Origin of the sequence: Hymenobacter sp. BT18 (genome assembly GCF_012273015.1) — a bacterium.
Classification (GTDB): Bacteria; Bacteroidota; Bacteroidia; order Cytophagales; family Hymenobacteraceae; genus Hymenobacter; species Hymenobacter lutimineralis.
On the sequence record NZ_CP050954.1, the window covers coordinates 4,587,541 to 4,613,999 of the forward strand.

General features: G+C 63.1%; 23 protein-coding genes. 10 read left to right on the plus strand and 13 right to left on the minus strand.

Going from position 1 to position 26,459, the window contains the following annotated elements; genetic code table 11:
- Positions 1 to 84 precede the first annotated feature (84 nt).
- Together HER32_RS19665 and HER32_RS19670 are read left to right on the plus strand one after the other, a co-directional pair.
- Entirely contained in the window at positions 85 to 1,515 is a 1,431-nt protein-coding gene (locus HER32_RS19665; RefSeq protein ID WP_149071557.1) for a murein L,D-transpeptidase, read from the plus strand.
- Positions 1,516 to 1,887: 372 nt separating this feature from the next.
- Positions 1,888 to 2,709, plus strand: a complete 822-nt coding sequence (locus HER32_RS19670; protein ID WP_168683098.1) for a universal stress protein — start codon at positions 1,888 to 1,890, stop codon at positions 2,707 to 2,709.
- A gap of 97 nt (positions 2,710 to 2,806) precedes the next feature.
- Here the strand turns inward: HER32_RS19670 and HER32_RS19675 are convergent, their stop codons facing one another.
- The 5 genes from HER32_RS19675 to HER32_RS19695 all read right to left on the minus strand — a co-directional run bounded on the left by HER32_RS19675 (position 2,807) and on the right by HER32_RS19695 (position 7,602).
- Positions 2,807 to 3,142 carry a NifU family protein gene (locus tag HER32_RS19675; protein WP_149071559.1) on the minus strand — a complete coding sequence of 112 codons (336 nt, stop codon included), beginning with the start codon at positions 3,140 to 3,142 and terminating at the stop codon, positions 2,807 to 2,809.
- Positions 3,143 to 3,372: 230 nt separating this feature from the next.
- The gene (locus tag HER32_RS19680) at positions 3,373 to 4,476 is read right to left on the minus strand and encodes an Mrp/NBP35 family ATP-binding protein (protein ID WP_149071560.1); all 1,104 of its coding nucleotides are present in this window, start codon (positions 4,474 to 4,476) and stop codon (positions 3,373 to 3,375) included.
- 147 nt (positions 4,477 to 4,623) lie between these two features.
- Positions 4,624 to 5,322 (minus strand): LytR/AlgR family response regulator transcription factor, encoded by a 699-nt coding sequence (locus tag HER32_RS19685; protein ID WP_149071561.1) that lies wholly within the window; start codon positions 5,320 to 5,322, stop codon positions 4,624 to 4,626.
- Complete coding sequence (locus tag HER32_RS19690) at positions 5,319 to 6,491, minus strand: sensor histidine kinase (RefSeq protein WP_168683099.1); 1,173 nt, start codon at positions 6,489 to 6,491, stop codon at positions 5,319 to 5,321. Before HER32_RS19690 ends, HER32_RS19685 begins: the two co-directional genes overlap by 4 nt.
- Positions 6,472 to 7,602 carry a histidine kinase gene (locus HER32_RS19695; RefSeq protein WP_168683100.1) on the minus strand — a complete coding sequence of 377 codons (1,131 nt, stop codon included), beginning with the start codon at positions 7,600 to 7,602 and terminating at the stop codon, positions 6,472 to 6,474. The genes HER32_RS19690 and HER32_RS19695 overlap by 20 nt, the downstream gene beginning before the upstream one ends.
- 129 nt (positions 7,603 to 7,731) lie before the next feature.
- Here HER32_RS19695 and HER32_RS19700 point away from each other — a divergent pair, with 129 nt between their 5' ends.
- The 4 genes from HER32_RS19700 to HER32_RS19715 all read left to right on the plus strand — a co-directional run bounded on the left by HER32_RS19700 (position 7,732) and on the right by HER32_RS19715 (position 13,685).
- Positions 7,732 to 9,027, plus strand: a complete 1,296-nt coding sequence (locus tag HER32_RS19700) for a hypothetical protein (RefSeq protein ID WP_168683101.1) — start codon at positions 7,732 to 7,734, stop codon at positions 9,025 to 9,027.
- Positions 9,028 to 9,178: 151 nt separating this feature from the next.
- Entirely contained in the window at positions 9,179 to 10,192 is a 1,014-nt protein-coding gene (locus HER32_RS19705; RefSeq protein ID WP_168683102.1) for an LLM class flavin-dependent oxidoreductase, read from the plus strand.
- A 230-nt stretch (positions 10,193 to 10,422) separates the two neighbouring features.
- Positions 10,423 to 12,513 carry a DNA primase gene (gene dnaG, locus HER32_RS19710; RefSeq protein WP_232066320.1) on the plus strand — a complete coding sequence of 697 codons (2,091 nt, stop codon included), beginning with the start codon at positions 10,423 to 10,425 and terminating at the stop codon, positions 12,511 to 12,513.
- Between the two features lie 152 nt (positions 12,514 to 12,665).
- Positions 12,666 to 13,685 carry a potassium channel family protein gene (locus tag HER32_RS19715; RefSeq protein WP_149071566.1) on the plus strand — a complete coding sequence of 340 codons (1,020 nt, stop codon included), beginning with the start codon at positions 12,666 to 12,668 and terminating at the stop codon, positions 13,683 to 13,685.
- Positions 13,686 to 13,689: 4 nt separating this feature from the next.
- Here HER32_RS19715 and HER32_RS19720 read toward each other — a convergent pair whose 3' ends face one another.
- Positions 13,690 to 14,421, minus strand: a complete 732-nt coding sequence (locus HER32_RS19720; RefSeq protein WP_149071567.1) for a hypothetical protein — start codon at positions 14,419 to 14,421, stop codon at positions 13,690 to 13,692.
- 128 nt (positions 14,422 to 14,549) lie between these two features.
- Here HER32_RS19720 and HER32_RS19725 point away from each other — a divergent pair, with 128 nt between their 5' ends.
- Together HER32_RS19725 and HER32_RS19730 are read left to right on the plus strand one after the other, a co-directional pair.
- Complete coding sequence (locus HER32_RS19725) at positions 14,550 to 15,770, plus strand: glycosyltransferase family 4 protein (protein WP_168683103.1); 1,221 nt, start codon at positions 14,550 to 14,552, stop codon at positions 15,768 to 15,770.
- Positions 15,764 to 16,966, plus strand: coding sequence for a glycosyltransferase (locus tag HER32_RS19730; protein WP_168683104.1), 1,203 nt, complete (start codon positions 15,764 to 15,766; stop codon positions 16,964 to 16,966). The genes HER32_RS19725 and HER32_RS19730 overlap by 7 nt, the downstream gene beginning before the upstream one ends.
- Before the next feature lie 267 nt (positions 16,967 to 17,233).
- Here HER32_RS19730 and HER32_RS19735 read toward each other — a convergent pair whose 3' ends face one another.
- A complete protein-coding gene (locus HER32_RS19735) occupies positions 17,234 to 17,860 on the minus strand; it encodes a hypothetical protein (RefSeq protein WP_149071570.1) in 627 nt (208 codons plus the stop codon).
- Positions 17,861 to 18,078: 218 nt separating this feature from the next.
- Between HER32_RS19735 and proC the strand changes: the two genes are divergently transcribed.
- A complete protein-coding gene (gene proC, locus HER32_RS19740; protein WP_168683338.1) occupies positions 18,079 to 18,882 on the plus strand; it encodes a pyrroline-5-carboxylate reductase in 804 nt (267 codons plus the stop codon).
- Positions 18,883 to 19,047: 165 nt separating this feature from the next.
- Positions 19,048 to 20,262 carry a bifunctional 3,4-dihydroxy-2-butanone-4-phosphate synthase/GTP cyclohydrolase II gene (locus tag HER32_RS19745; RefSeq protein ID WP_168683105.1) on the plus strand — a complete coding sequence of 405 codons (1,215 nt, stop codon included), beginning with the start codon at positions 19,048 to 19,050 and terminating at the stop codon, positions 20,260 to 20,262.
- Positions 20,263 to 20,428: 166 nt separating this feature from the next.
- On the opposite strand, the gene HER32_RS19750 is transcribed toward HER32_RS19745, so the two are convergent.
- The 6 genes from HER32_RS19750 to HER32_RS19775 form a co-directional block, all read right to left on the minus strand.
- Positions 20,429 to 21,193: an ABC transporter permease gene (locus tag HER32_RS19750; protein ID WP_168683106.1), complete on the minus strand. Its 765-nt coding sequence runs from the start codon at positions 21,191 to 21,193 to the stop codon at positions 20,429 to 20,431.
- A 96-nt stretch (positions 21,194 to 21,289) separates the two neighbouring features.
- A complete protein-coding gene (locus HER32_RS19755) occupies positions 21,290 to 22,183 on the minus strand; it encodes an ABC transporter ATP-binding protein (protein WP_149071573.1) in 894 nt (297 codons plus the stop codon).
- 50 nt (positions 22,184 to 22,233) lie between these two features.
- Positions 22,234 to 23,130: a class I SAM-dependent methyltransferase gene (locus HER32_RS19760; RefSeq protein WP_168683107.1), complete on the minus strand. Its 897-nt coding sequence runs from the start codon at positions 23,128 to 23,130 to the stop codon at positions 22,234 to 22,236.
- 198 nt (positions 23,131 to 23,328) lie between these two features.
- Positions 23,329 to 25,122: a M14 family metallopeptidase gene (locus HER32_RS19765; protein ID WP_168683108.1), complete on the minus strand. Its 1,794-nt coding sequence runs from the start codon at positions 25,120 to 25,122 to the stop codon at positions 23,329 to 23,331.
- A 65-nt stretch (positions 25,123 to 25,187) separates the two neighbouring features.
- On the minus strand, positions 25,188 to 25,622 hold the full coding sequence (locus HER32_RS19770) for a DoxX family protein (protein WP_149071576.1): 435 nt from the start codon (positions 25,620 to 25,622) through the stop codon (positions 25,188 to 25,190).
- Between the two features lie 101 nt (positions 25,623 to 25,723).
- The gene (locus tag HER32_RS19775) at positions 25,724 to 26,371 is read right to left on the minus strand and encodes a hypothetical protein (protein WP_168683109.1); all 648 of its coding nucleotides are present in this window, start codon (positions 26,369 to 26,371) and stop codon (positions 25,724 to 25,726) included.
- Between the last annotated feature and the right edge of the window lie 88 nt (positions 26,372 to 26,459).

Sequence of the window (26,459 nt, forward strand, 5' to 3'; positions counted from 1 at the left end):
TTTAATTTCCATCTGGCCGTGCTTGTTTCCGTTGTTTTGCGGTATTGCTGGTGTTTTTTGCCGCTCCTGAATTTGCCGCGTTGTGTGCCGGCCTCTTCTGGCGCCGGGGCGCCGGCCCGGCCCGGAGTAACCCGCCCGCTTTCCCCGGAGCCAGCCGTGTCGTCCCTCATCCAAGCCCTGCTCGACACCACCCGCAGCGGCACCGCGGGTGCCCGCGACCAAGGACTGAAGCTGCAGGCCGGCTCCCTGGTGCGCACGTTCTACGGCTCCACGTATCAGCCAGCCTGGACGGTGCCGGCCGATAGCACTACCCCAGGGGCACGGGCAGCCTTAACGGTGCTGGCCGGGGCCGCCGCGCATGGCCTGCCCCCGGAGGGGTACCACACGCCACTGCTGCGGGGCCTGCGCGACTCGCTTTTCCGCCGGGTGGTGCCGGAGCGGCGGCCCTGGCAGCAAGCCCGGCTGGAAGTATATCTGACTGATGCCGTGCTGCGCTTTATGCGGGACGTCAGCCGCGGGCGCCTGCGCCCATACACCCTTTCGGCGGCGGAAACCGCTGCGGGCCAGTCCCGCCAGCCGGCCCTGGAGCTGCGGGCCGCCCTGCAGGCGGCTAGTCCGACCGGGGCAGTACCCGCGGCTATGCTGGCCGGCCAGCCGGCCCACCGCGAATACCGGCAGCTACAGCAGGCGCTGGCCCGGTGGCTGGCCCGCCCTGTCGCGCCCGATTCGGTGAACGGGCACCGCCGGCAGTACGAGCAGGCAGCCCTCAACCTGGAGCGGTGGCGTTGGGATGCCTTGCCGGCCGACTCAGCCTACATCTTCATCAATATTCCGGCCTATGAGCTTCAGCTCGTCGCCCAGGACTCGGTACAGCGCCGGCATCGGGTGATAGTAGGCAAGCCCGAAACGCCCACGCCCACGCTCAGCAGCCGCATCAGCCACTTTACCCTGGCCCCCGACTGGTACGTGCCCCGCTCCATTGCCACCAGGGAAATGCTGCCCCACCTGTGGGCCGACCCGGGCTACCTGGCCCGCAACGGTCTTACCCTCTACGATGCCCGGGGCCGTCCGCTGGATGCCACCCGCATCAACTGGCATCAGGTCACGGCGCGCAACTTTTCCTACGTAATCCGCCAGTCGGCTGGGTGTGACAATGCGCTGGGCAACATTGTATTCCGGTTTGCCAATCCCTACGCGGTGTATCTGCACGATACGCCCCAGCGCCAGCTGTTCAACCGCTCCACCCGGGCCCTGAGCCACGGCTGCATCCGGGTGGAGCAGCCCCTGGTGCTGGCGGCCTACCTGCTGCGCCGCGAACACCGCCAGGTGGAGCTGCCGACCGAAGCCGAGTGCGCCCGCCAGCCGCGGCCGCACGACGTGCGCCTGCTCCGGCCCCTGCCCCTGCACGTGCGCTATGCCACCTGCGTGGCCGAAAACGGCCGCCTGCGCTTTCTGCCCGACATCTACCGCCGGGACGAAGCGCTGCGCCGGGCTCTGTTTCCCGCCGGAGGCTAGGGGTTCGGGCGCGGGCTGCTCAAGGCAAGGGTGATAAAAGTCATGTGATAAGCCAATGCTCATCAAGGCACTGGCCCATGGGCTAGGCGTTATTTGCTCCTGCTCTTCAGCCTGGCCGGCAGCGGCCTTCACCTAACCTTCCTTTCGTCATGCTCACGCCCTCGGTTTTGTTTCCAGTCCTTTTGCTGGCCGCGCTGGCCCTGGCCAGCGCTTACCTGCGCGGCACCCATCAGCGGCCCGCCCGCTAAGCTTTGCCCAACGCGCCGGTCTGGCTTCTGCCCACGCCGCCTGCGGGTTCAGCTAGTGTCCGGGCCGGCAGCCCCCGGAAAACTGGCCGCCTTTGGTCCTTTTTCTCCTCTCATCCCCATTGTCATGGCACCCTCGCTCGTTGTGCTCACCGATTTTTTTGCCGTTTCCAACCGTGCCCTTTCCTACGCGGCCGGGTTGGCCGTGCCCTTGCACGCCCAACTGGTGCTGCTGCACGTGCGCCATGACGGTCTGCTGGCCCCGGAAACGTACTCTTCCCTGCATACCTGGCAGGGAGAGCGTCAAACTACCCAGGCATTGCAGCAGTTGGCGGCAGAGCAGCCCGTGCCAGCTGAGGTCGACATTTCTGGGGAGCTGCTACCCGAGGCGGTGGCTGCCGCCGTGCGCCAGCACCAGCCGCTGTTGCTGGTGCTGGGCCAGCCCGGGGCCTCTACCGTGCCGCCGGAGGAAATTACTGCCACTGCCCTGGAGCTGTTGCGTCATGTTCCCTACCCGTTGTTGGTGGTGCCAACGGTAGGGTGGGACGTATTTCCACCCCGGCGCTTCCTGCTGGCCCTCGACGGGCAACCATTTCGGTTGTTTCCCCAGCCAGATGTACTGCGGCAGCTGCTGGCCGCTACTGCGGGCACCCTGGCGGCCGTGCAGGTAGCCGGCGCTGAGGCAGCATCCGCCGACCCGGGCGCGGTACTAGAGACCATCCGGGTAAATAGCCTGGTTGATGAACTGCCGGTAGGCAAGGTATATACGGTGGCGCAAAGCAACGTAGCCGAGGGTATACTGCAGGAAGCCAGCCGGCAGGCAGCCGATGTAGTGGTAGTAGTGGCGCGGCGTCACAGCTTGCTGGGTAGTCTGTTTCACCACAGCGTCACGGCCCAGCTGCTGCGGGAGTGCCCGGTGCCGGTGCTGCTGCTCCCGGCAGAAGACTAACCGCCCGGTGCCGCGCAGCGCTGCCAAACGACCGCGCCCCGCTCTTGCCGGGAAAACCGGTAGGAGCGGGGCGCGGCGGCAGAAACTGAACGCGGTTTTAGAACTGTGGAGTGGGCACCGGGGTGGGCGACACGGGGTGGCCGGTCTGGCCGGCGGGCTGCTCGCTCATGGGCGTAAGGTTCACGGCTTCCACGGCGCGGATTTCGGGCACGGCTTTCTTTACCGATTCCTCTACGCCGGCTTTCAGCGTCATCGGCGACATGGGGCAGGTACCGCAGGCGCCCAGCAGCTCCAGGCGGAGCACCATATCCGGGGTAATGTCCAGCACGCGCACGTTGCCCCCGTCGGCGGCCAGATAGGGCCGGATGGTATCCAGGGCCTGTTCGATGCGGGGCAGGAGCGGATGGGCTTCTACGGCGGCAGATAGTGTCATGAATCGATGAATTAAGCGAAATATAGGCTGAGGCCGCAGCTTTCGGAAGATCAGCAGCGGGGCTACGGCCACAAAGGTAGGGCATTCGGTTGACGCAAACAGTAAACCGGCCGGAACGCGCAGAAGTTCAGGGAAAGGCGTGAAGGGCAGCACGTGAGCAACAGACCGTCCTGCTTCATCTGGCGTCCGCGAAGGCGAAGCAGGACGGTCTGTTGCTCACGTGCTGCTGGCTACGACTTCATTTCCACAACATTGGTTTTCGGGGCCATGGCGTTGCGGATGCTTACCTGGCGGGCCAGGTCTTCGGCCAGCTGCGCGAACACTACCGCAGAGGGCGTGTTTTCCTGCAGGATGGCCGGCGTGCCCAGGTCGCCATTTTCGCGGATGCTCTGTACCAGCGGAATCTGGCCCAGCAGCGGCACCTGGTGCTTTTCGGCCAGGGCCACGCCGCCGCCTTCCCCAAAGATATAATACTTGTTATCGGGCAGCTCGGCGGGCGTAAACCAGGCCATGTTTTCCACAATGCCCAGCACCGGCACGTTGATCTGGGGCAGGCGGAACATCTGCAGGCCCTTCTCGGCGTCGGCCAGGGCTACGGCCTGCGGGGTAGTCACGATGAGTGAGCCGGTTACGGGTACCGTCTGCACCATGGTCAGGTGAATGTCGGAAGTTCCGGGAGGCATGTCCAGCAGCAGGTAGTCCAGCTCGCCCCAGTCTACTTCCGTGATAAACTGCTTGAGGGCCGAGGAAGCCATGGGGCCGCGCCACACAATAGCTGACTCGGCCGGAGCCAGGAAGCCAATGCTCATCAGCTTCACGCCGTGGGCCACCACGGGCTGAATAAAGTTTTTGCCGTCGGGGCCCTGGAACACGTGGGGCCGCTCGTTCATCACCCCGAACATGAGGGGCATGCTGGGGCCGCTGATATCCGCATCGACGAGGCCCACTTTGGCGCCGGTTTTCGCCAGGGCAATGGCCAGGTTGGCCGTGACGGTGCTTTTGCCCACGCCGCCCTTGCCCGAGGCAATGGCAATGATGTTTTTCACGCCGGGCAGCAGGTCGCGGTTCTGGCGCATAGTGGTCACGCGCGAGGTCATCACAATCACCACCTCCGCCTCGGCGTCCACCATCGTGTGGATGGCCCGCTCGCAGGCATCGTGGATGAGCTGTTTGAGGGGGCAGGCCGGGGTGGTAAGCACCACCGTGAAGGAAACGGTGCGGCCAGTAATCTGCACGTCCTCAATCATGTTGAGCGTGACGAGGTCTTTGCCCAGGTCGGGCTCCTCCACGTAGCTCAGGGCCTTGAGGACGGCTTCTTTGGTAATGGGTGCCATGGGATATAATCAGCGAAGAAAGTGCGGATGCAAAGCGCAAAGATAACCCGGAAACCGGGGCGGCGGTTGCACAACATGGTTTCCCTAGAATGTCATTCCGCACAGCCCGCGAGATTCCGCGGACTGCTCGGAACAACGAACGAACCTCTATAGCCCGAACTGCGCCAGCAGAGCCTCCTTGTACTGCTTGCCGACGGGCAGCTTTTCGGGCAGGTCGTACAGTTCTACCTCGTTGCCGCTGATGGCCCGGATGGCGTCGAGGCGCACGATGTAGGACTTCTGGATGCGGATGAAGCGGCTGGGCGGTAGCTGGTCTTCCACCCGGCTCATGCGCAGGTAAGTGATGATCATCTGATTTTTGAGCACGAGGCGGATGTAGTCCTTCATGCCCTCGATGTAGTAGATTTCCTCGAACAGCACCCGGCGCAGGGAGTGGCCCTCCTTCACGAACAGAAACTGCGGCGCGGCAGCCACCGGGGCGGGCGGGCGGCTGCCCACCACGGCCAGGGCCTTGTTCACGGCCTTCATAAAGCGCGGAAACGACACGGGCTTCACCACGTAATCGAGGGCGTCGAGCTCGTAGCCTTCCAGGGCGTGGTGGGGCGAGGCCGTGACGAAGATGACGTAGGGCGGATTGTGCAACGAGCGAATGAACTCCAGGCCGTTGACCTGGGGCATGTTGATGTCGGAAAACAGCAGGTCGATGCGCTGCTGCCGGAGCACCTCCAGGGCCTCGAAAACATGCTCGCAGCTGGCTACCAGGTGCAGGCCGGGCATCTGGGCCACGTAGCCCTGCAGCAGCTCGCGGGCAAAAGGCTCGTCGTCGATAATCAGGCAGTTAATCATAAAGTCGGGGAGATGGGCAGGAGGGAAGCCCCGGCGGAAACCGCGGCGGCGGCCGAAGCCAGGCGCAGGGCCAGCACTACGTGGTAGGTGTGGGTTTCGGGGTCCTGGACGAGGTGGAGCTGGTAGTCCTGGGGCAGATAGTGCAGAGCCAGGCGCTTCTGCACGTTGGCAATGCCCACGCCGCCCACCTCGCGGCGCGGGGCCTGAGGGCTGTAGCTGTTGCGCACCTCCAAGTGCAGCCAGCCCTCGGCGGCCGTGAGCGAAATGGCCACCCAGGAGGCATCGAGGCTGCTATCGACGCCGTGCTTGAAGGCGTTTTCCACGAAGGGAAAGAACAGCAGCGGCGTGACGCGGTAGGCCGCCAGCTGCCCGGTTTGCTGGTAGTCGATGCGCACCTTCTGGCCGTAGCGCAGCCGCTCCAGCTGCAGGTACGCTTCCAGAAACTCCACCTCCCGCGCCAGCGGCACCAGCGCCGCCTCCGATTCAAACACCGTGTAGTGCAGCAGTTGGGTGAGGTGCTGCACCATATCGGGGGCGCGCTTGTCCTGCTTCACCACCATCATGTACAGGTTGTTGAGGGTGTTGAACAGGAAGTGCGGATTCACCTGGGCTTTCAGGAAATTCACTTCCAGGTGCAGGTTTTCGCGCTCCAGGCGCAGGCTGTGGTTGCTGCTGTGGAGCACAAACCGCAGGAAGCGCAGCAGAATAGGCGGCACCACCGTCACGGCAAAATCGTTGAGGCCCATGCTCACGCTGCGCCACGAAAACACCCCGGCCCAGAAGCTGCCGTCGAGGAAGCGGTGCGCGTAGCTGTAGAGGTCCGCGGAAATCAGACCGGCGCGGTCCAGCAGGGCGTAGCAGGCGTAGGAGCACAGCGCCCAGAAGTAGTAAATGGCCACCAGCCCCAGAGCCGTGAGCAGCCAGCGCCGCCGCAGCAAAACGCGCGGCAGCAGTACCTCCGCGAAGAAGTAGTAGCTGCCCATGGTGGCCACCGTATCCTTCAGTACAAAGGCCCAGGTTACCACTGGCGGCTGCCCGAAGCTGCGGAACACGTAGTATTCAAAGCCCACAAACAGCAGCCACCAAGCCGCGTGCCGCAGCAGCCGGCCGCCCGGCGTGGCGAAAAACCGGCTGGCCCGGGCGCGGGTATCAGCGGGAAGCAGGCGCATCGGGCGGGAGCTGGAGGTGGAGGCGCAGGTGCACGCGGTGGGCATCTTCGGTGAGAGCCACGGTGTGCCGGCCAGGGTAGAGCAGGGCCAGGCGGCGCAGGGCGGCCTGCACGGCCGCATCGGGACGGTAAGTGAGGGGCAGGGCCGCGGCGCTGGTGCGGGTAAGAGTGAAGGTTACGGCCGCGGGCTGCACCGCTACGGTGCTGTGCAGGGTGACGGCGGTGCCGGGCGGGGCGGCGTCGAGGCCGGCGCAGAGGCGCTCCAGCAAGGGGTGCAGCAGCAGCGGCGCCAGCTGCTGCGGGCCGGGCAGGCCGGTGGTTTCGTGGGTGATGCGCACGGTAGCGGGGCGGCGCAGACGCTCCAGGGCCAGGTAATCGGCCAGGAATTCCAGCTCCCGGCTGAGCAGCACCCGCTCGGTATCGGTTTCGTAGAGCGTGTAGCGCATCAGGTCGGCCAGGTGCAGCACCATATCGGGGGCGCGGGCGTCGCGGGTGCGGGTGAGCTGGTGCAGGCTGCCGAGGGTGTGGAACAGAAACTGCGGGTTGATCTGCGACTTGAGGTAGCCCAGCTCCAGGCGCAGGTGGTTGCGCTCCAGCTGCAGCCGGCGGCGGTCTACCACCAGCGCGTAGGCCAGAAAGCTGATCAGCACCGGAAACAGACAGATGGCCAGCAGCCCGAAAAACACGTTCAGCTGCTGCCCAGGGCTGAGGAGCGCGGCCCGGAACCCTTCCACGTAAAACCCGTGCAGGGTGCGCCGCAACCCCGGCGAAATCGGCGCATACGCTTCGGCCAGTCGGGTGCCGGCATACATCCAGAACTGAAAGGCATAGAGCAGGGCTACCCCGCCCAGCAGGGCCCGGCCGTAGTGCCCGCGCAGCAGCCAGCGCGGAATAATCAGGTACACTAGGGCATTGAACAGCAGCACTGCGTAGCCCATCTGCAGCCCCACCAGCGGCCAGATGGGGCCGTCGAAATGGAAGTTGGGGCGGCGGTTCCAGGCCACGTAGAACCCGGCCAGCACCAGCCACAGCAGTGCCTGCAGCAGCAGGGTAGTGGTGCGGGCACCCAGGACCGGCCAGCGCCCGGCGGCCCCCAAATCAGATTCAGGCATAGCAAAACGGCAGACCAAGTCGGGCTTTGGTGGTGTGGGGGCCGCGCTTGGTCGAAGAAACTTCGGGAGCCTAAAGCTCCGGAATTTCTTTGTTCCAGAATCTACCGCTCGCCAACTAAATCTTCGCTCATGCGCTGCTCCTTCCGCCTCCCGCTCTGTTTCGTTCCTGCCGCCGCTACCACCCGTCGCCTACGCCTGGCCGCCGGCCTGACCCTGGCTGGCCTGCTCAGCCTGCCCGCCCAGGCCCAGACGGCTCCCGCCGCGCCCGATACCGCTTTCCAGCGTCTCTTGGTCAAAAACCAGTTTCCCCTTACCCCAACCGCCACCCAACTGAGCGGCTCCGGCTGGGAAAAGCTGCGCCAGGATATCGAGAAAAGTACGCTGGTGCTGGTGGGCGAAGGTCACGGCATGGCCCAGGTGCCGCTGTTTACCCAGGCCGTAGCCCAGGTGCTCAAGCCGAAGGTATACGTGGCCGAAATCGACAAGTACCAGGCCCGCGACCTGCACCGCCTGGCTGCCCAGCCCGGCCTGCCCACTGCCTTCACCCGGCAGCATCCCATGGAGTTGTCGTTCTACAGCTGGGTGGAGGAGTTTGAGCTGGCCCGGACGCTACGGGCGCAGAATGCCGCTTTCGTGGGGGTGGAGCAGGTGGGCGGGGCCACCCCCGGCCGCCTGTTCGGCCTTATGGCAGAGCAGGTGAGAAGCAAGAAGGCCAAAGCCTACCTGCTGCGCCTGGCCGCCAAGTTTCAGGCCCAGGACCGCGCCGATATGCTACTGGGCTCCTACGAGCACACCACCGTCAATACCATCCGCCCCGCCACCCTCGACAGCCTGCGCGCCTTCACCCGGACCGAAAGCCTGGAGGTGCGCCAGATGCTGCAGGATTTTGAAGCCAGTTCCGCCATTTTCAAAACCAACGCGGCGGGCCAGCCCGGCGCCCACCGGGCCCGCATCAACCTGATGAAGAGCAACTTGCTGCAGGAGCTGCAGCCCTACACCGCCACCGGGCAGCCGCTGCCGCCCATGCTGTTCAAGTTCGGCGCCTACCACGCCGGGCGGGGCCGCAGCATCTGGGGCGACATGTACGACGTGGGCAACCTGGCCATGAATCTGGCCGACGTACACGACCAAAAGAGCCTGCACATCTTTGTTATCGGCAAGCAGGGAATCCAGAACGGCGGCAGTAACCCCGACGATTTCAGCAAGAACGTGGCGCCGTATTCCTACGCCGAGGAAGACATGATCAAGCCCTTCGCCGCCGCTACCCCCGCCGCCGGGCCCTGGCAGGTGTTCGATGTGCGCCCCCTGCGCCGGGCCATCCTGCGCCAAGGCCTGAAAATAGCCAACCCGGAGCTCGAAGCCACCATCCTGGGCTACGACTACGTGGTTATCATTCCCGAAACCACGGCTAGCCACAACTTTTAGCCCCAGTAGCGCGAGCCGTGCGGTTTGCGCTACTGGCGTTGTGAGCAGATGCACGATGGCGAGACGCAATACTTAGTATCTCGACATCGTCCCGCGCATTGTCAGTTGCCAGGCAGTAGCTTTAGCGCTGACAATCGACAACTCCCTACCTATGCAGCTTGGTATCGACAGCTTCGCCGCGGCCCCTACGGGGGGTACCGCCTCCGACAACGCCACGGCCCTGGGCCAGCTCCTGGAGCGCATTGAGCGGGCCGACCAGGTAGGCCTGGATTTCTTCGGTATCGGGGAGCATCACCGCCGGGAGTTCCTCGACTCGGCCCCGGCCGTGATTCTGGGTGCGGCGGCGGCCCGCACCCGCCGCATCCGGCTGGGTAGCGCCGTGGCCGTGCTCAGCGCCGCCGACCCCGTGCGGGTGTTCCAGCAGTTTGCCACCCTCGATTTGCTCAGCCACGGCCGGGCCGAGCTGGTAGTGGGCCGCGGCTCCTTCACCGAAGCCTTCCCGCTCTTCGGCCTGAACCTGCACGACTACGACGCCTTGTTCGAAGAAAAGCTGGCGTTGCTGCTCCAGATCCGCGACCAGGAGCAGGTGAGTTGGAGCGGGCGGTTCCGGCCGGCCCTCACGGGGCAGGCCGTGTACCCGCGGCCCATGCAGGCGCAGCTGCCCATCTGGCGCGGGGTGGGCGGCACGCCCGAGTCGTTTGTGCGGGCCGGGGCCATGGGGCTGCCGCTGATGGTAGCCATTATTGGGGGCGAAACCCACCGCTTCCGCCCCCTCGTGGACCTCTACCGGGAGGCTGGCAAGCAGGCCGGCTTTGCGCCCGAGCAGCTGCAAGTGGGCCTGCACTCCCTGGGCTACGTGGCCGAAACCACCGAGCAGGCCGTGGCCGACTACTACCCCGGCTACGCCCGCACCTTCACCCGCATTGGCCGGGAGCGGGGCTGGCCGCCCGTCACGCCCGGCCACTTCGAAGCCCAGCGTGGCCCGCGCGGAGCCCTGCTGGTGGGCAACCCCGAGGAAGTAGCCGCCAAGATCCGGCGCCACGCCGAAGCCCTGGGCGGCGTAAGCCGCGTCACCTTTCAGATGGACAACGCCGACCTGGCCCCTGAAAAGCTCCTGCGCGCCATTGAGCTGCTGGGTGAGCGGGTGAAGCCGTTGTTGGGGTAAACGGGGGAAGGGTTGAACGATTACTCAGAACGTCATGCTGAGCCAGGCCGAAGCGTCTCGCTCGGCTGACTTTGCAGTGGTAATTCAGCCGAAGCGGTAAAGATGCTTCGGCTTTGCTCAGCATGACGTTAGGCTTGGTAGCAGGTCTTGCTCGGCACAACGGGTTATTTCTCTGCCACTCGGCCGCGGTTCCTGCCTACCTTTGGGGGTTCCGTTCTGCTGCTACCCTGTTGCCCCGTACTGCCTTGGCTCGTATCCCGAAAGAAACCGTTGATCAGATTATCCACCACGCCGACATCGTGGAAGTGGTGGGCGACTTTGTGAGCCTCAAGCGCAAGGGGCAGAACATGTGGGCCTGCTGCCCGTTTCACCACGAAAAGTCGCCGAGCTTCTCGGTGGCCCCGGCCAAGGGGTTGTACAAGTGCTTCGGGTGCGGCAAGGCCGGCGGGGTGGTACAGTTCATCATGGATATTGAGGGCACCAGCTACGTGGAGGCCCTGAAGTACCTGGCCAAGAAATACGGCATCGATGTAGAGGAGGAAGAAAAGACCCCCGAGCAGCAGCTGGCCCAAAACGATAAGGACTCCCAGTATATCGTCTCGAACTGGGCCAAGGACCACTACCACCGCCTCCTGCTCAACACCGACGAAGGCCAGGGTATTGGGCTGAGCTACCTGCGCCAGCGCGGCCTCAACCAGACCACCATCAAAACGTTCGAGCTGGGCTACTCGCTCGACCAGTGGGACGACCTGCTGAAATCGGCCACGGCGGCGGGCTTCGAGCAGAAATACCTGGAAAAGACCGGCCTCATCATCCGCCGCGACGACGACCAGGGCCAGGACACGGGCCGCCGCTACGACCGGTTCCGGGGCCGGGTGATGTTCCCGATTCACAACGTGTCGGGCCGCGTCATTGGCTTTGGGGCGCGCACGCTCAAGCCCAACGATAAGTCAGCCAAGTACTTGAACTCGCCGGAGTCGGACATCTACCACAAGTCCGATGTGCTGTACGGCCTTTACCAAGGGCGGCAGGCCATCCGCAGCGAGGAGCTGTGCTACCTGGTAGAAGGCTACCTCGACGTGCTGAGCCTGCACCAGGGCGACATCAAAAACGTGGTAGCCTCCTCGGGGACCTCCCTCACCGACGGGCAGATTCGCCTACTCAAGCGCTACACCGACAACGTGACGGTGCTCTACGACGGCGACGCGGCCGGCATCCGAGCTTCGCTGCGGGGCATCGACATGCTGCTGGAAGGCGGCCTGAACGTGCGCGTAGTGCTGTTCCCCGATGGCGACGACCCCGACTCCTATATTCGCAAAGTCGGGGACCAGCGTTTCCGGGAGCACCTGGAAGGGGCCAGCCAGGACTTCATTCAGTTCAAAACCGAGCTGGTAAGCCGCGAGGCCGCCCACGACCCAGTGAAGAAGGCCGAGGCCATCCGGGACGTGCTGCAAAGCATTGCTAAGGTGCCCGACCCCATTAAGCGGCAGGTGTTCCTGCAGCAGACGTCCCAGTCGTTCGGCATCGACGAGCAGGTGCTCATCACCGAGTACAACAAGCTGGTGCGCAACGCCAGCCAGAAGGCCCCCGGCGGCCAGAGCAGCAGTGGCGGGGCGGGCGGGTCCGCAAGCAATAGTGCTCAGCCAAGAGCCAGCAACCAATCAGCCTCCAGTCCTCGCCAGCTGAGCCCCGAGGAAGAAGCCGAAGCCCTCATGTACGGGGCCTCGCCGGACGACCTGATGGGCGGGGGCGGCGACCTGACGACGCTAACCCGGGAAGACCTGGAGCCCGTACCCGATGTGCTGCAGCAGTGCGAGCGGGAACTGGTGCGCCTGCTGGTGCTTTACGCCGCCCAGCCCTTGTCGCCGGACGTGGCGGTGGCCCAATACCTGCTGGCCCAGCTGGAGGAAACACCCTTGCGCACGCCCATCTACGCCGACGTGCTGCACGTGTGCCAGCAGGAAATGGAGCAGGGCCGCTGGCCCGAAGTGCGCACCCTCATCCAGCACAGCCGCTCCGATATCCGCGCCCTCATCGGCGACCTGGCCACGGAGCGCTACGAGCTCAGCCCAAACTGGACCACCCACCAGATTTACGTGCCCCGGGAGCTGGATCTGATTCAGGAAGCCTGCGACAACGCCATCCTGCGCCTGAAAAAGGAGATTGTGCAGCGGGAGCTGAACAGCTTGCAAAAGGAGCTGCGCGATGCCCGCGACCCGGCCGTCGTCGATAAAATTCTGGAAGCCCTCATGCTTTACAAGCGCCTCGACAACGAGCTGGCCGCTCACCTCGGTACCGTTATTCCGCGCAACGTGGGGTAAAGGTGAAGTTGTGAAATGGCTGGTGCCGGATATCGGTAGCCAATTTAGCCCGTCATGCTTCGGCTCTGCCTCTGCGTGACAGGCGTTATCTAACTTCACCCTTCAGTCATTAGCACTTCAGCACATTCTTCACACTAGCACACAGTAGATACATGTGGAAGCGCTTTAACCTGAGCCGATTTGTACTGGCAGTGACGCTGTCGATGTTCAGCCTGGCCAGCGGCGTGGTGGGTTTTATGCTGATTGAGGACTACGGGTTTCTCGATGCGGTGTACATGACGATGACCACCATTTCGACGGTGGGCTTTGGGGAAATACACCCTTTTTCGCCGGCAGGGCGGGCGTTTGTATCGGTTTACATTTTCTTCAACCTGCTGGTCATTGCCTACCTCGTATCGGTGCTGACAACCTATATCTTCGACGGCGAACTGCGCAACCTATTCAAGATGTTTAAAACCGACCAGGAAATCCGAAGCTACGCCGGCCACATCATCGTGTGCGGCTTTGGGCGCAACGGCAGCAAAGCCTACCACGATTTGCGGGCCAATGGGGCCCGGGTAGTCATTGTGGAGCAGGACGAGTCGTTGCTGAAAGCCGCCGCAGAAACCAGTCAGGAAGGCATTCCGGCCGTGTTTGGCGACGCTACCGCCGACGAAACCCTGCGCGCGGCGGGCATCAGCCGGGCCCGCGCCCTCATCACGGCCCTGCCCAAGGATGCCGACAACGTATTCGTGGCTCTCACGGCCCGGGAGCTGAACCCCAACATCAAAATCATTGCCCGCGCCTCCCTCAAAACCAGCGAGGCCAAGCTCCTGCGCGCCGGCGCCGACTCGGTGGTGATGCCCGACGAAATCGGGGGCTCGCACATGGCCAACCTGGTGGTGCGCCCCGAGGTTATCCGCTTCCTGGATATGATTTCGGGCCTCGGTCCCGACAAGCTGCGCCTGGAAGAAATGCGCTTCGACGAAATCCGGAGCGAGTTTCAGGGCCGCAGCATCCGGGAGCTGGACATTCGTTCCCGCAGCGGGGCCACCGTCATCGGCCTCAAGCAAAGCACCGGCGAGCTGCTGGTGAGCCCTAACGCCGACATCCGCCCTGCCCTGGGTGACGTGCTGCTCTTGCTAGGCACCGAGGAGCAAATTCACACGCTGATCGGGCAATTCCGGGCGTAGGGCCTTAGGATATCCAGGTTCCTATAGCTTGCTTGATGTGCCAGCGCCCGCCTAATTTTTCAACGAACAAAACCTCCCCGTAACCGCACTTGCTACCACAATGCCAACCATAAGCTAATAGGGCTTGGTTTTGGGTTTTACTGAATACGATTTTGGAAATCGTAAGCACTCCAACTCCTTTCTCTGGGCGATAAGGACGGTGCTCTTCGTACGAGAGGATTCTGGCAGTACATAGCTGAAAATTATCTGGCTGTATACTATTCTGTACACTATTGAGGCTATCTAACGCAGCTTGTTCCTGCTGTGGAGCAATGGCTTTTATCCAATTGCCGATTCTACTGCCCGGTGCATAAGCAGAGAAACGGTTGGGTAAATCGGCTATCTGATAGATACTCTGGGATGACGTGTTCAGATAATAGGTTTTAAACCGAGCAGAGTCCTGGAAAAGCCGGTTATGAAAAATAGCCTCCTGGTTATGTAGCCAGACTGAATCATGATGAGAAGGCTCATTGGGCCAGTTTCCGGCGTAGACTTCCTGAAAATGCCGCCAAACAAATTTTCTATCTTCATCAGGGAGATACCCACGTCCGAGTTGTTTTTCTATTATTTCAATCAGCACATCATTGTACAGCTGCTTGATCGGGTCGGTGTGCGTGGTAGGGCACTGGCGGAACTTCGGTTCACAACCGGCAAAACTCAGCAGCGCGAATAGCAGGAGGGTAGTAACAGGCCGCATACCGTTTGATGGGATACAAGGGTGTGACGGACTGGTAACGGGCAGCCTGTTGATTCTGGTGTGGCAACTAGCAAAAGTCGACCGTTGCCGCATATCTGCTAGCTTTGCCGGCCCCTTACCTTTGCCCCGTGCGTATCCTGCAGCTCTGTCCGCGCGTCCCGTTTCCGCCCCACGATGGGGGCGCCATTGCCATGTACGACGTGGCCGCGGGCCTTTCTCAGGCCGGTCACGAGGTTACGGTGCTGGCCGCTAACACGCCCAAGCACCGTCAGCCGGCTACTGCTCTCAGCCACTTGCCCGCGGTGTGCCTCGTCACCGTGGACGTAGATACGCGCCTTTCGCCCTGGAAAGCCCTGCGCAACTTGGCAGTGGGCAAAGTGCCCTACAACGTGGAGCGGTTCATCAGCCCGGCCCTCACGGAGAAGCTGCGCGAGCTGCTCACCACGGAATCCTTCGACGTAGTGCAGATTGAGGGCACCTTCGTGGCCTGGTACGTGGACGTGGTGCGCCAGGCTGCCCCGCAGGTACCGGTGGTGCTCCGGGCCCACAACCTGGAATACAATATCTGGGAAATGCTGGCCGGGCGGGAGCGAAACCCACTGAAAAAGTGGTACCTGCACCACCTGGCCCGCGGCCTGCGTACCTTCGAGCACCGCTACCTTCCGCGCTTCACGGCTGTAGCAGCCATCACCGAGCCCGACCAGCAGCGTCTGCGGGCCGTAGGCTGCCCGGAGCCGGTGGCGTTCGTACCCGCCGGCGTCGACCTAACCCGCTTTCAGCCCGAGCCCGCCGTGCTGCCCCAGCCGCGCACGTTGTGCATGATTGGCTCCCTGAACTGGCTGCCCAACCTCGAAGGCCTCGATTGGTTTCTAACCCACGTGTGGCCCCGCCTGACGGAGCGCCTGCCCGAGCTGGAGCTGCACGTAGCGGGCACCGGCATGCCTGAGCGCCTGCGTCAGCTGCGCCTGCCCGGCGTGACCATGCACGGCTTCGTGGAGTCGGCGGCCGACTTTATGCGGGCCTATGAGCTGATGCTGGTGCCGCTGCTTTCGGGTGGGGGCATGCGGGTGAAGATTATTGAGGGTATGGCCCTAGGAAAAGGCATCCTGAGCACGGCCCTGGGGGCCGAGGGCATCCACTGCCGCCCCGGCCACGACATCCTGCTGGCCGACGACCCCGAGGAATGGGTGCGCCTGCTGGAAGACTACTACCACGGCCGCCTCGATGTGGCCGGCATTGGCGCCCGGGCGGCCCAGGCCGCGGCCGAGCTGTACGACAACCGCCGGGTGGTAGCGCGGTTTGAGCAGCTGTACCAGCAAGTAGCCGCCCAGCGGCCGGTTTCATGCTAGACGCGGTGCTTATCGGTGCCTTCTGGCTGGCCCTGCTGCTGGTGGCCCATACCTACGTGCTGTTTCCGCTGCTGCTGAGCTGGCGGGCCCGGGGCCGGCACCACAACGTGCAGGTGTACACGCCCCACGACGAGGAGCTGCCCCAGGTGGACATCCTACTGGCTGCCCACAACGAGGAGCAGGTTATCGAAGAGAAAATCCGCTCCACCTTCGCCTCTACCTACCCACTCGATAAGCTCACCCTGCACATCGGCTCCGATAACTCCACGGACCGCACCCACGCGCTGGTGGAAAGACTGCAGGCCCAATACCCCGGCATGCGCCTGCGCGTGTTTGGGCAGCGCACCGGCAAGCCGGGCATCATCGAGGCGCTGGCCCAGGAAACCACCGCGCCGGTGCTGGTGCTTACGGATGCCAACGTGTTCTTCGTGCCCGATACCATTTACCAGCTAGTAAAGCACTTCCGGGCACCGCAGGTAGGTTTGGTAGGCGGCAATATCCTGAACCCCGAGCACCGGCAGGAAGGCATATCGGGCCAGGAAAAAGCGTACCTGGAGCGCGAAAACCTTATCAAATACCAGGAAGGCGTGGTGTGGGGCGCTATGATTGGCGCCTTCGGGGGCTGCTTTGCAGTGCGCCGCAGGTGCTTTCACGCTGCCCCAGCCTCGTTTCTGGTAGATGACTTCTACACCTCCATGGCTGTGCTGCGCGACGGATACCAGGCCCTCAACGAGCTGGACGCGGTGTGCTACGAAGATGTGTCGGACCGACTACCGGAGGAATTCCGGCGCAAGGCCCGCATTTCCACCGGCAACTTCCAGAACCTGCGCGAGTTCTGGCAGCTGCTCTGGCCGCCGTGGCGGGGGCTGAGCTATGCTTTCTGGTCGCACAAGGTGCTGCGCTGGCTCACGCCGCTGCTGTTGTTGCTGATGTTGCTTGCCAGCGCGGCGCTGGTGCTGCGCGGGGCGGGCTGGTTTTACCAGTTACTACTGCTGGGCCAGGTAGGGCTGCCGCTCCTGCTCCTGCTCGACGCGGGCCTGCGCCGCGGCAACCGTCATGCCCGCCTGCTGCGCTTTATCACGCACTTCTACAGCATGAACGCCGCCCTGCTGGTGGGTCTTTGGCGTTACCTGCGCGGGGCCGGCCCCGCTACCTGGCAGCCTACCCAACGCTTCCAGCAGGCGGGGGGTAAGTGAGTTATCAGGCGTAATCGAACGCTGTAGAGACGCATACTTGCGTCTTGCCGTTGAACGGCCGAAACGCGCCAGATAAGAAGTTTCCGAAATCGGATTGTCAACGGAGCTAACGACAAGACGCAAGTATGCGTCTCTACAGCGTTCATCTATCATTCAACGGCGGAGAATCCGGCTGTTACGGCAGTGCAGGAATACGCCACCAAAAAGCAGGGCGCAGATGGGAAACCCATCTGCGCCCTGCTTTTTGTTAGGCTTGGTCAACCAGCTTTACATTTTAGCCAATTTGTCCAGGGCAATCTGCTTGGCGACGGACTCAACCAGCGCCAAGTCTTTTTGCTTGTCGGCTTCAATCTTCACGAGGAAGCGCCCACCCAGCGTAAGCGTGAGTTCGGCCCGGCCATCTTTCTTGTGGAAGTTTTCCATGCCCGAAGCCCCCTCAATGCCCAGGGAGGTGGATTTAACCAGTTCTTCGTCGTTTTCGCTTTCCATGCCCAGCGCAAACATGGCTGCCGCGCCCTGGTACAGGTCGTGGGCGCCGTTGTAGTCCATCAGCTCAGTTTTGATGGTCACGCTGTCCTTGGTGAACTCGCGGCTGGCCGTTGAGAAAGCAATGCTGCCCATCTTCGTCGACTGGCCTTCAGGGTTGCCGGCGGTAAAGCCGCTGATGCTGGTGGGCAGGTAGGTTTGCAGCTCTTTGTAGGGCAGGGAAAGGGTGTCGCCGCGCTTTTCGCGCTCCTCGCGTTGGGCCTTGGCTGCATCCAGGGTGTTTTCGATGTTTTCGCCGGCGTCCTTGAGCTTGGCCAGGTTGTCGTAGGTTTCCTTGGTTTTCTGGGCCTGTTCGCAGGCCGAAGTCAGCAGGGCCCCGCCGAGCACGAGGTAGGTAAGTTTTTTCATAGGGGAAAGAAAGAGAAATCAGTACGGCTCAAAAGTAGCTGGTATTTCCAAACTATAGCAGGGCATGAATATACAGTTCAGCTCCGGCAGCTTGCTGCTTGGAAATCGTAGGGGCCGAACGGGCAAGGAGGGTGCTTTCCGGTTTCCTGCTTATGTTGTCGGCCGCAGCAGGGGCACATAGGCCGCTGCTTTATCCTAGTTCGAGCTTCATGAAAAACCTGCGAATAGCCATTCTGGGCTGCGGCAATATGGGCCTGGCCTTCGCCAAGTCGTTTCTCCACTACAACCTGGTGGAGCGCCAGGATTTGCTGCTGCTGGGCCGGCACGCCGACCACTGCCAGCGCCTGCGCGAAGCCCACCCCGGCCTGCCCACCGGGGAGCTGGATGCTCAGGTAGGTACCTACGACATGGTGCTGGTAGCCGTGAAGCCCCAGGATTTTGGCCGGGTGGCCGAGTCGCTTCGGGACGTGCTGCAGCCCGAGCAGGTGGTGCTGTCCATCATGGCCGGTATTCCCATTGCCCGCCTGCAGCGCCAGCTCCGGCACCAGGCCGTGATGCGCGCCATGCCCAACACGCCCGCGCTGCTGGGCATGGGCATCACTGGTTTTTCGGCCGCCCCGGAAATCGACCGGCTCCGCCTGCACCAGGTGGAGAACCTGCTGAACGCCACCGGCCGCTCCTTGTTTTTGGAAGATGAGAGCATGCTCGACGCTGTAACGGCCGTGAGCGGCAGCGGCCCGGCCTACTTCTTCTACATCGTGCAGGCCATGATTGACGCGGGGCGCCAGCTGGGCTTTTCCGATTCGGTGGCTTCGCTGCTGGTCAAGCAAACCATGCTGGGCGCCTACCACCTGCTCAACAACTCCGAAAAAAGCCTGCCCGAGCTAATTGCCAACGTAGCGTCGAAGGGTGGGACCACGGAGGCTGCCCTCCGGGCCTTTCAGGCGGGAAACCTCACCGAAACCCTGGCCGCCGGCATTCAGGCTGCCCAGGTGCGCGCCACCGAGCTGGCCCGGGAGTAAGCCGCGAAGGAATGAATTATATAGGGCGCCCATGTCACCCGTGCGCCATTTCGTAACTTCGCGGCGCCGATGCGGTTTGTAGCGGCAGCAGGCGTTTAGCGGGGCGCCGCGCGGTTCTACACCATCCGTAGAATCCGTTTAAAAAATCCGTAAAATCCGAGTTCCATGCTGGATTCTATTGAAGATGCCATTGCCGATATCCGGGCCGGCAAAGTAGTCGTGGTCGTTGACGACGAGGACCGCGAAAACGAGGGCGACTTTATTTGCGCGGCCCGCTGCGCCACGCCCGAGGTTATCAACTTCATGGCCACCCATGGCCGCGGCCTGGTGTGCGCCCCGCTCATCGAGCAGCGCTGCGAAGAGCTGGGCCTGGAGCTGATGGTAGGCCGCAACACGGCCCTGCACGCCACGCCCTTCACCGTGAGCATCGACCTGCTGAAAAACGGCGTGACCACCGGCATTTCGGCCTCCGACCGCAGCAAAACCATTCTGGCCCTTATCGACCCCGAAACCAAGCCCGAGGAGCTGGGCAAGCCCGGCCACATTTTCCCGCTGAAAGCCCGCAAGGAAGGCGTGCTGCGCCGCGCTGGCCACACCGAAGCCGCCATCGACCTGGCGCGGCTGGCGGGCTTCGAGCCGGCCGGGGTGCTGGTGGAGATTCTCAAGGAAGACGGCGAAATGGCCCGCCTCCCCGAGCTGCGCGAAGTAGCCAAGCGCTGGGACTTGAAGCTGATTTCGGTACAGGACCTGATCAAATACCGCCTCGAAAAGGAAAGCCTCATTCAGCGCGAGCTGTCCGTGAAGCTGCCCACTGAGCACGGTGACTTCGACCTGGTTGCCTACACCCAGCAGTCGACCAACGCCCAGCACCTGGCCCTGGTGAAGGGCGACATCTCGGGCCCCGAGCCGATGCTTGTGCGCGTGCACAGCTCCTGCGTGACGGGCGACATCTTCGGCTCCTGCCGCTGCGACTGTGGCCCCCAACTGCACCAGGCTATGGAGCAGATTGAGCGCGAAGGCCGCGGCGTGCTGGTGTACATGAACCAGGAAGGCCGGGGCATTGGCCTGCTCAACAAGCTGCGCGCCTACCAGCTGCAGGAGCAGGGCCGCGACACGGTGGAAGCCAACCTGGACCTGGGCTTCCAGATGGATGAGCGTGACTACGGCGTAGGAGCCCAGATCCTGCGCGACCTGGGCGTGAGCCAGATGCGGCTGCTCACCAACAACCCCCGCAAGCGCACCGGCCTCATCGGCTACGGCCTTGAAATAGTGGAAACCGTGCCCATCGAAATCGAAGCCAACGTGCACAACGAGCGGTACCTGACCACCAAGCGCGACAAGCTGGGCCACACCATCCTCAGCAAGCTACGTCCGGCCTAGTGCTTCGCTAAAGCCTGGGCCGACTTGTAGCACGCCGACGGCAAAGCTTGGTTGGCCGCTTACAGATAGGAACAGCCTGTTGAACCATACGAAAAGAGGGTTGCCCTATGCGGGCAACCCTCTTTTTATGCTTTTTGAATTAATTCTTTCGTCTAAGAACGGTTGCTTATAAGTCGCGGCGTAGCAGCAGGTAGCTCAGGCCCCAGAATAAGGCTATGTAAGCCAGGGCAAAGGGCAGGGCCTGCGTGGGAAGCAAAGTGCCGCTGGGGCCGGCCACGGTATCCAGCAGCTCCTGCCCGGGGGTAGGCGTGAGGCTGCCGAGCAGCTTGCCCGGAAAATAGCGGTCCAGTGAGTCCGGAACCTGGGACCGTACCAGGGGCTCGACTACCCAGCTATACAGCAGAAAGGCAATGATGGCCAAACCACTTTTGCGCAGGGCAAAGGCCAGCAGCGCGGCCAGGCTCAGATAGCCCAAAGCCTGCACCCCGTAGAGCCCCACGGCCCCCAGCTCGGCCGTGATGGCACCCGGGGCGGCCTCCGGTCCGCGGGTGAGGCCGAAGAATAAGCCCACGCCTAGCACCACCAGCGTGGCGTAGCCCGTCAGCCCCAGCGCCACGCCCATCTTGCTTTGCACCAGCTCGGCCCGGGAGGCTCCGTTGAGCACCTGCTGGCGAAACGTGCGGAACTGAAACTCGTCGGCAATGAGAATGATGAGCAGAATCCCCAGCAGCAGGTTGAAATAGCTGGCCACGTACGTGAGCTTGCCCCACACGCCTGGAAACGCATACAGCGTATTGCCCAGGGCCTGCCCATTGATGACGGTACCACTGCTCATACCCACAAAGCCCGCCAGCAGCACGGCATAAAGTGCCAGCAGAATCCAGACGGTGCGGTAGGGCAGGAGCTTGCGAAGTTCAGCGCGGAAAAGCATAAGGGAAAGAGAAAAACAGAAGAGCTGACGGGCCTGCTGGCTGAACAAACGGCAGCAGCTGTGCCTTAGCCGAAATGGTGTGTGGGAGTTGGTCTGCTAGCTCGTTAGAGCCAGGAACTGACTTTCCAGGCTGCGGTGGCGGAGTTCCAGCCCCGCCAGCACGATGCCCTGCCGGAAAAGGGCCTCATTCAGGGCCGCCGGGTCGTGGGCCGAATCCAGGACGACACTCACCCGGCCTTCGGCTTCGGCCTGCACATCCGATATCCAGGGTAGTTGGGCCAGGGCTTCGCGGAGAGCTTGCAGAGAACTGGCGGGGCCGGGGCGCAGCACTACCCGGTCGGCGCTGGTGAGAATGTCACGCACGGCCCCGGCGGCACGTAGCTGTCCGCGTTGCAGCACCGCCACGTGGGTGCACACTTTTTCTATCTCATCGAGCAGGTGGCTGGCCAGAATGATGGTTTTGCCCTCGGCGGCCAGGCGTTGCACCAGCGTCCGTACCTCGGCAATGCCCTGCGGGTCGAGGCCGTTGGTGGGTTCATCCAGCACCAGTACTTCGGGCTGGCCCAGGAGCGTGGAAGCCAGAGCCAGGCGCTGCTTCATGCCCAGGGAAAACCCCTGAAAAGCGTCGTGCTGGCGGTTGCGCAGCCCAACGGTTTCGAGCACTTCGTCTAGCTGGCTGGTTGGGGCACGCTTTACTTCAGCCACCACTTGCAGGTTCTGGCGGGCCGAGAGGTAGGGATAAAAATTGGGCGTTTCGAGCAGCACGCCCACGCGGCGCTTACTGGCCGCCGACAGCGCCTGCCCAAACCACCGTACCGCGCCGGCCGTGGGGTTCAGCACTCCCAGGGCCAACCCCAGCGTGGTAGTTTTACCCGAGCCATTGGGCCCCAGTAGGCCATACACGCTGCCCGCCGGTACGTGCAGGGTCAGGTCACGCAGGGCTTCGGTGCCGCCGTAGCGCTTGGAAAGGTGGTCGAGTTCAAGTACCATAAGGCTAATGGGTGGCGCTTCGCTAACGTGGAAAAGGTTCTGAAGCCCGCCTACATGCCCAGCCGCCGCTTCAGGGCCGGCAGCAAATGAGCCGGCCGGAAGCGCTGCGCCAGCTCGGCTATCAGCACCTGGTAAGGTAGCTTGGCTGCCTGGTCCTGGGGGGTAAGCTCTGCCGGCAAAAAAGGCGAGGAAGGAATGGACTGGTAAGTAATGGTGGCCGGTTGGGCTGGATTAGGCTGCGCCCGTCGGCCGCTGGCTAGGATAGCCTTGCGCGAAGGCCATTCAGGAGCGGGAACCGGAAAGCGCAGCAGCTCCAGGTGCTCGAAGTGGGGCGCCATGAGGCGCAGCAAGTGGTCAGGATGAGGGGAAATCAGCTGCTTGTGCAGCTGCCCGGTTTCGTACTCGTGCCAGTCCCATACGGAGGCAACCATCCGCGTCAGCCCGCCAAAGCCGATAACCACCTCCTCGTATTTGGGCATCGGCCGGCTCATGTCCTCCCCATCGATGACGGGCAGGTAGACGTGCCCACCGGGCTGGGTCCAGGCAATGAGGTTGGCCACTACCTGCTCGACTTCCGCCACGGAGTCGACGTAGATGTAGGCGCCCCACATGCAGGACACCAGGGACCAAGCCTCCCGCCATTCGGGGTGGGCATCACGAAAGTCGCCTTCTTGCAGAAACAGCGCGTCGGGGTTGGCGCGCTGGGCCTCGCCGAGCATCCCCGGCGACTTGTCGAGGCCCGCTCGGGGTACACCGGGAAACTGGCTGAGCATATAGCCCGTGCCACAGCCTACATCGAGCCAGCGGGCTCCTTCTCCCAGCAAAGGGCGCAGGGCGGCCAACTCGCCCTCTACGGTTTCTCGAGCGTACGAAGGCAGTATAAACCGTTCGTTGTAAGTAGCTGCATACGCAGCATCGTATACTTCCAGGAGGGCTTCAGGTTTCATGGGCAAGGAGAAACGTACAGGTTAAACAACGCGAAAGAGCGTCCAATACCGGATAGCGCTGGTTTGGCCAAGGTAGCGCCTTTCCTTGATGTTGTTGTCTGACCGGGCCGGTAAGCCAACCGGAAATGGCCGGTACAAGAAAAGCGGCCTGGCAAAGTCCGGCAGGCCGGGCGCCGGTAAGCGCGGGGGCCAGGCGGCTTAATCGCCCGTCGTGTTCAGGGCGCCGCCCTGCCAGCGCACCACCGGGTAGCGCAGGTGGGAAGGCTCGTAGTAGGGCGAGTGGCGATATACAAACTCCAACTGGGCACTGGCGCTTTTGGCGAAGGCCGGGTCAGCTTTCTTCCGCTCCTCCAGCTGCTGGCGCAGTTTAGGGTCGCGGCGGAGCAGGTCGGCGGCCACATCTTCGAATACGTAGTCGGAGAAGTGTTCTTTTTGCTGCAGCACGCTGTCGAAGAAGCCCCAGGCAAAAAACGAGTCGGTGGCCTGGGGCTCCAGCGTTTCGATGGCAAACCGGCGGTGGGGCTGGTCGAGGCTCACCACGTAGTCGCCGCGGTAAAAGCGCTGCTTCTGCTGCTCTTGGCGCACCTGTAGGCGGCTGTGCAGGTAGTGGCCCTCGTAGGGGCGGGGCACGGTGGCAAAGTCGCCTAAGTAATATACTTCGGCTGTAAGGGTGGTGTCGCGCGACAGGCGGCGCAGTTGCACGCCCCCGCGCCGCAGCCGCTCGGCTACTTCCCCCCAGGCCTGGGGCAGCACGTAGGCTTGCGGGGCCTGCACCTGCACGGCGGGCCGGAAGGTATTAAAGTACTTTACCGGTTTGGTGTACGGGGCCTTCTGGTCGTAGTAGAGGCGGGGCAGGCCGCTGACCTCACTGGCTTTGGTGCGGCCCTCATAGCCGCGGAACTGGAGGGTCTCGGCGCGGGTGGTGTCCAGCTGCCACACCAGCGGGAAGGTTTGCTGGGCGGCAGTCTGGCGGTTGGCCTCGGCCCGGGCCTTGCCCAGCTCCTCCGCGCTCAGGTGCAGCTGCTGGAGCAGCAGATACAGAAAGTCGTAGGTGGCTTTTACGCGGGGCCGGTAGGCCTTCAGCATATGGGTTTCGGTGATAAACCCAATGGTGTTGAACAGGGCCGCGTAGCCGGAAGAATAGCGCGGGGTTTCCAGAAAACCCTGCAGGCCCCGGGCATCGGGGGTGCGGCCCTCAAAGTCTACGTAGGGCGTCAGGGGCCATTGGCGCTGCTCCATGCCCTGGTAGAGGGAGGGCAGCAGGCGGCCGGTGAGGTAGGCACTCAAGGCCGGGTGCAGCTTGTCTTTCTGCGTGGCAATGAGCGTCATCGTATACTGGTAGTCGGCGCCGTTGGAGGTGTGCGTGTCCACGAACACCTCGGGCTGCCATTTCTGAATCAGGTCGGCAAACGACTGCGCATTGCGCGAGTCTTGCTTTACGTAGTCGCGGTTCAGGTCGAGGTTACGGGCATTGCCCCGGAAACCGAAGCTTTCCGGCCCGTTCTGGTTGGCGCGGGAAGTGGAGTTGCGGTTCAGGGCCCCATCCACGTTGTAAATAGGAATGATGACGACCGTGAGGTGGTCGAGCAGGGGCCGCAGCGCCGGCTCCCGCACCAGGTCGCGGGCCAGCATCATGGAAGCATCAATACCTTCTGGCTCGCCGGGGTGAATACCATTCTGAATAAGCACCACCTGGCGCTTGGCCGCCCGGGTGCCCACGGGGTCATTCTGGCCGTCGGCCGAAATAACGACTTCGTGCAGGGGCCGGCCCGAGTCAGTGGTGCCTGCCCGGCGCATGGTTACTTCCGCGTACCTGGTATCCAGGCGCTGGTAATAGTCGATGCACTCCTGGTAAGTAGCGGTGGTGTTGCCATTGCCTTTCTCGAAAGGTGTAAGCCAGTCAGCAGCTGCTACGGAACTAGTTGGTTGAGGAAAGGGAACGGTGGCAGTCGGGGAGCCCGCCAGCAGGGCGGCAAGTAATACTGAAAACATAGTGGAAGGGAAAGCGCCGAAAAAATTGAGCTTCGGCGCACAGCGGGGCAAAATACCCGGATAGGCTAGTAGCGGCGGCGGGGTGCCGGAAACAGGGCTTGGTCGAGGCTGTAGCGGCCGGGGCCCACAAAGAGCAGCCCCGCAAACACAAACGCCGACTCGAGGGCGTGGGAGTAGCCGGAAAACCCTTCGCCCTGGCTGAGGTGGCTAATGGTGGCCATGATCATGGTGCAGAGTAAGAGCAGGCAGGCCACCCGGAAAAACAACCCCAGCGCCAGCAGCTGCCCGCCCACGGCCTCCGCAACGGCCGCCAGGAAGCCCCAGAAAGCCGGCGCGAAATGGATACCCAGCGTCCCCATGGTTTCGCCCAGTGAAGTCCAGTTTTCCGGACCGCCGATGAGCTTGGGGTAGCCGTGGATGGTGAACATTACGCCCAGTCCTACCCGCAGCAGCAACAGCCCAAAATCCTGTAAGCGGTAGATGTTGGAAAAGAATTTCATAGGGAAATACGACCGGCGGAACGGTGGGAAGAGCGAGGTGGGAAGCCGGCGCGGCCAAAGTACACGTTTTAGGGCGGAATGCCGCGCCGTGCCCCACAAGCCTAGCGGAAAAGTAATACCCCGCGGATGGGCGTGGCGGGGGGCAGGTCGCGGGGCTGTCGGGGCACGCGGTCCAGGTCCTTGCCATCCAACTGCCAGGACATGCGCACCTCGTCGGAAACGGCTACCAGCCCGGCGTCGGCCAGCTCCACCGTGTTGATACCGTAGCGGGAGCGGGCCAACCCAACCGGGGAGCCCACGCCCACGCCCTCGGCCGTGCGGTAGTGGGGGCTGGTTACCTGCACGCGCCAGAGGCGGTAGCCTTCTTCCTCGTCGCCGACCAGCTCCAGCAGCAGGGGCGGGGCCGTGGGGTGCTCGGGGTCCTGCAGCTCATACCCGGGGTAATCGATGCCTTCCAGCTGCCGGGTAGAGCGGCGCAGCAGGTGGGCCGGAACCAACTCCCGCAGCACACTTTCCCGCATGTTGAGGCGCAACATACCCACCCGGCCGGGAGCCAGCAGGTGCAGAGAGTCGGGCGCGGGGGGCAGGGCGGCGGGGGCTGGGGTAGGCGTCGGCGGCATCTGCTGGGGCGTGACAACGCCGGGCTGGGTTGCCGTGGAGGCAGGGCGGCGGGAGGCAGATTCTTCGCAGCCGATGAGCAGCGCGCCCACCGCCAGCGCCGCGGCCAGGAAGGTCAGGGTAGATTTCACGCCCCAACATACGCACCGGTTGGCACGTTGTTGATACCAGGGTAGCGGACCAGGCCTGCCTGCGTTCTACCTTTGCTTCGTCTTTTTT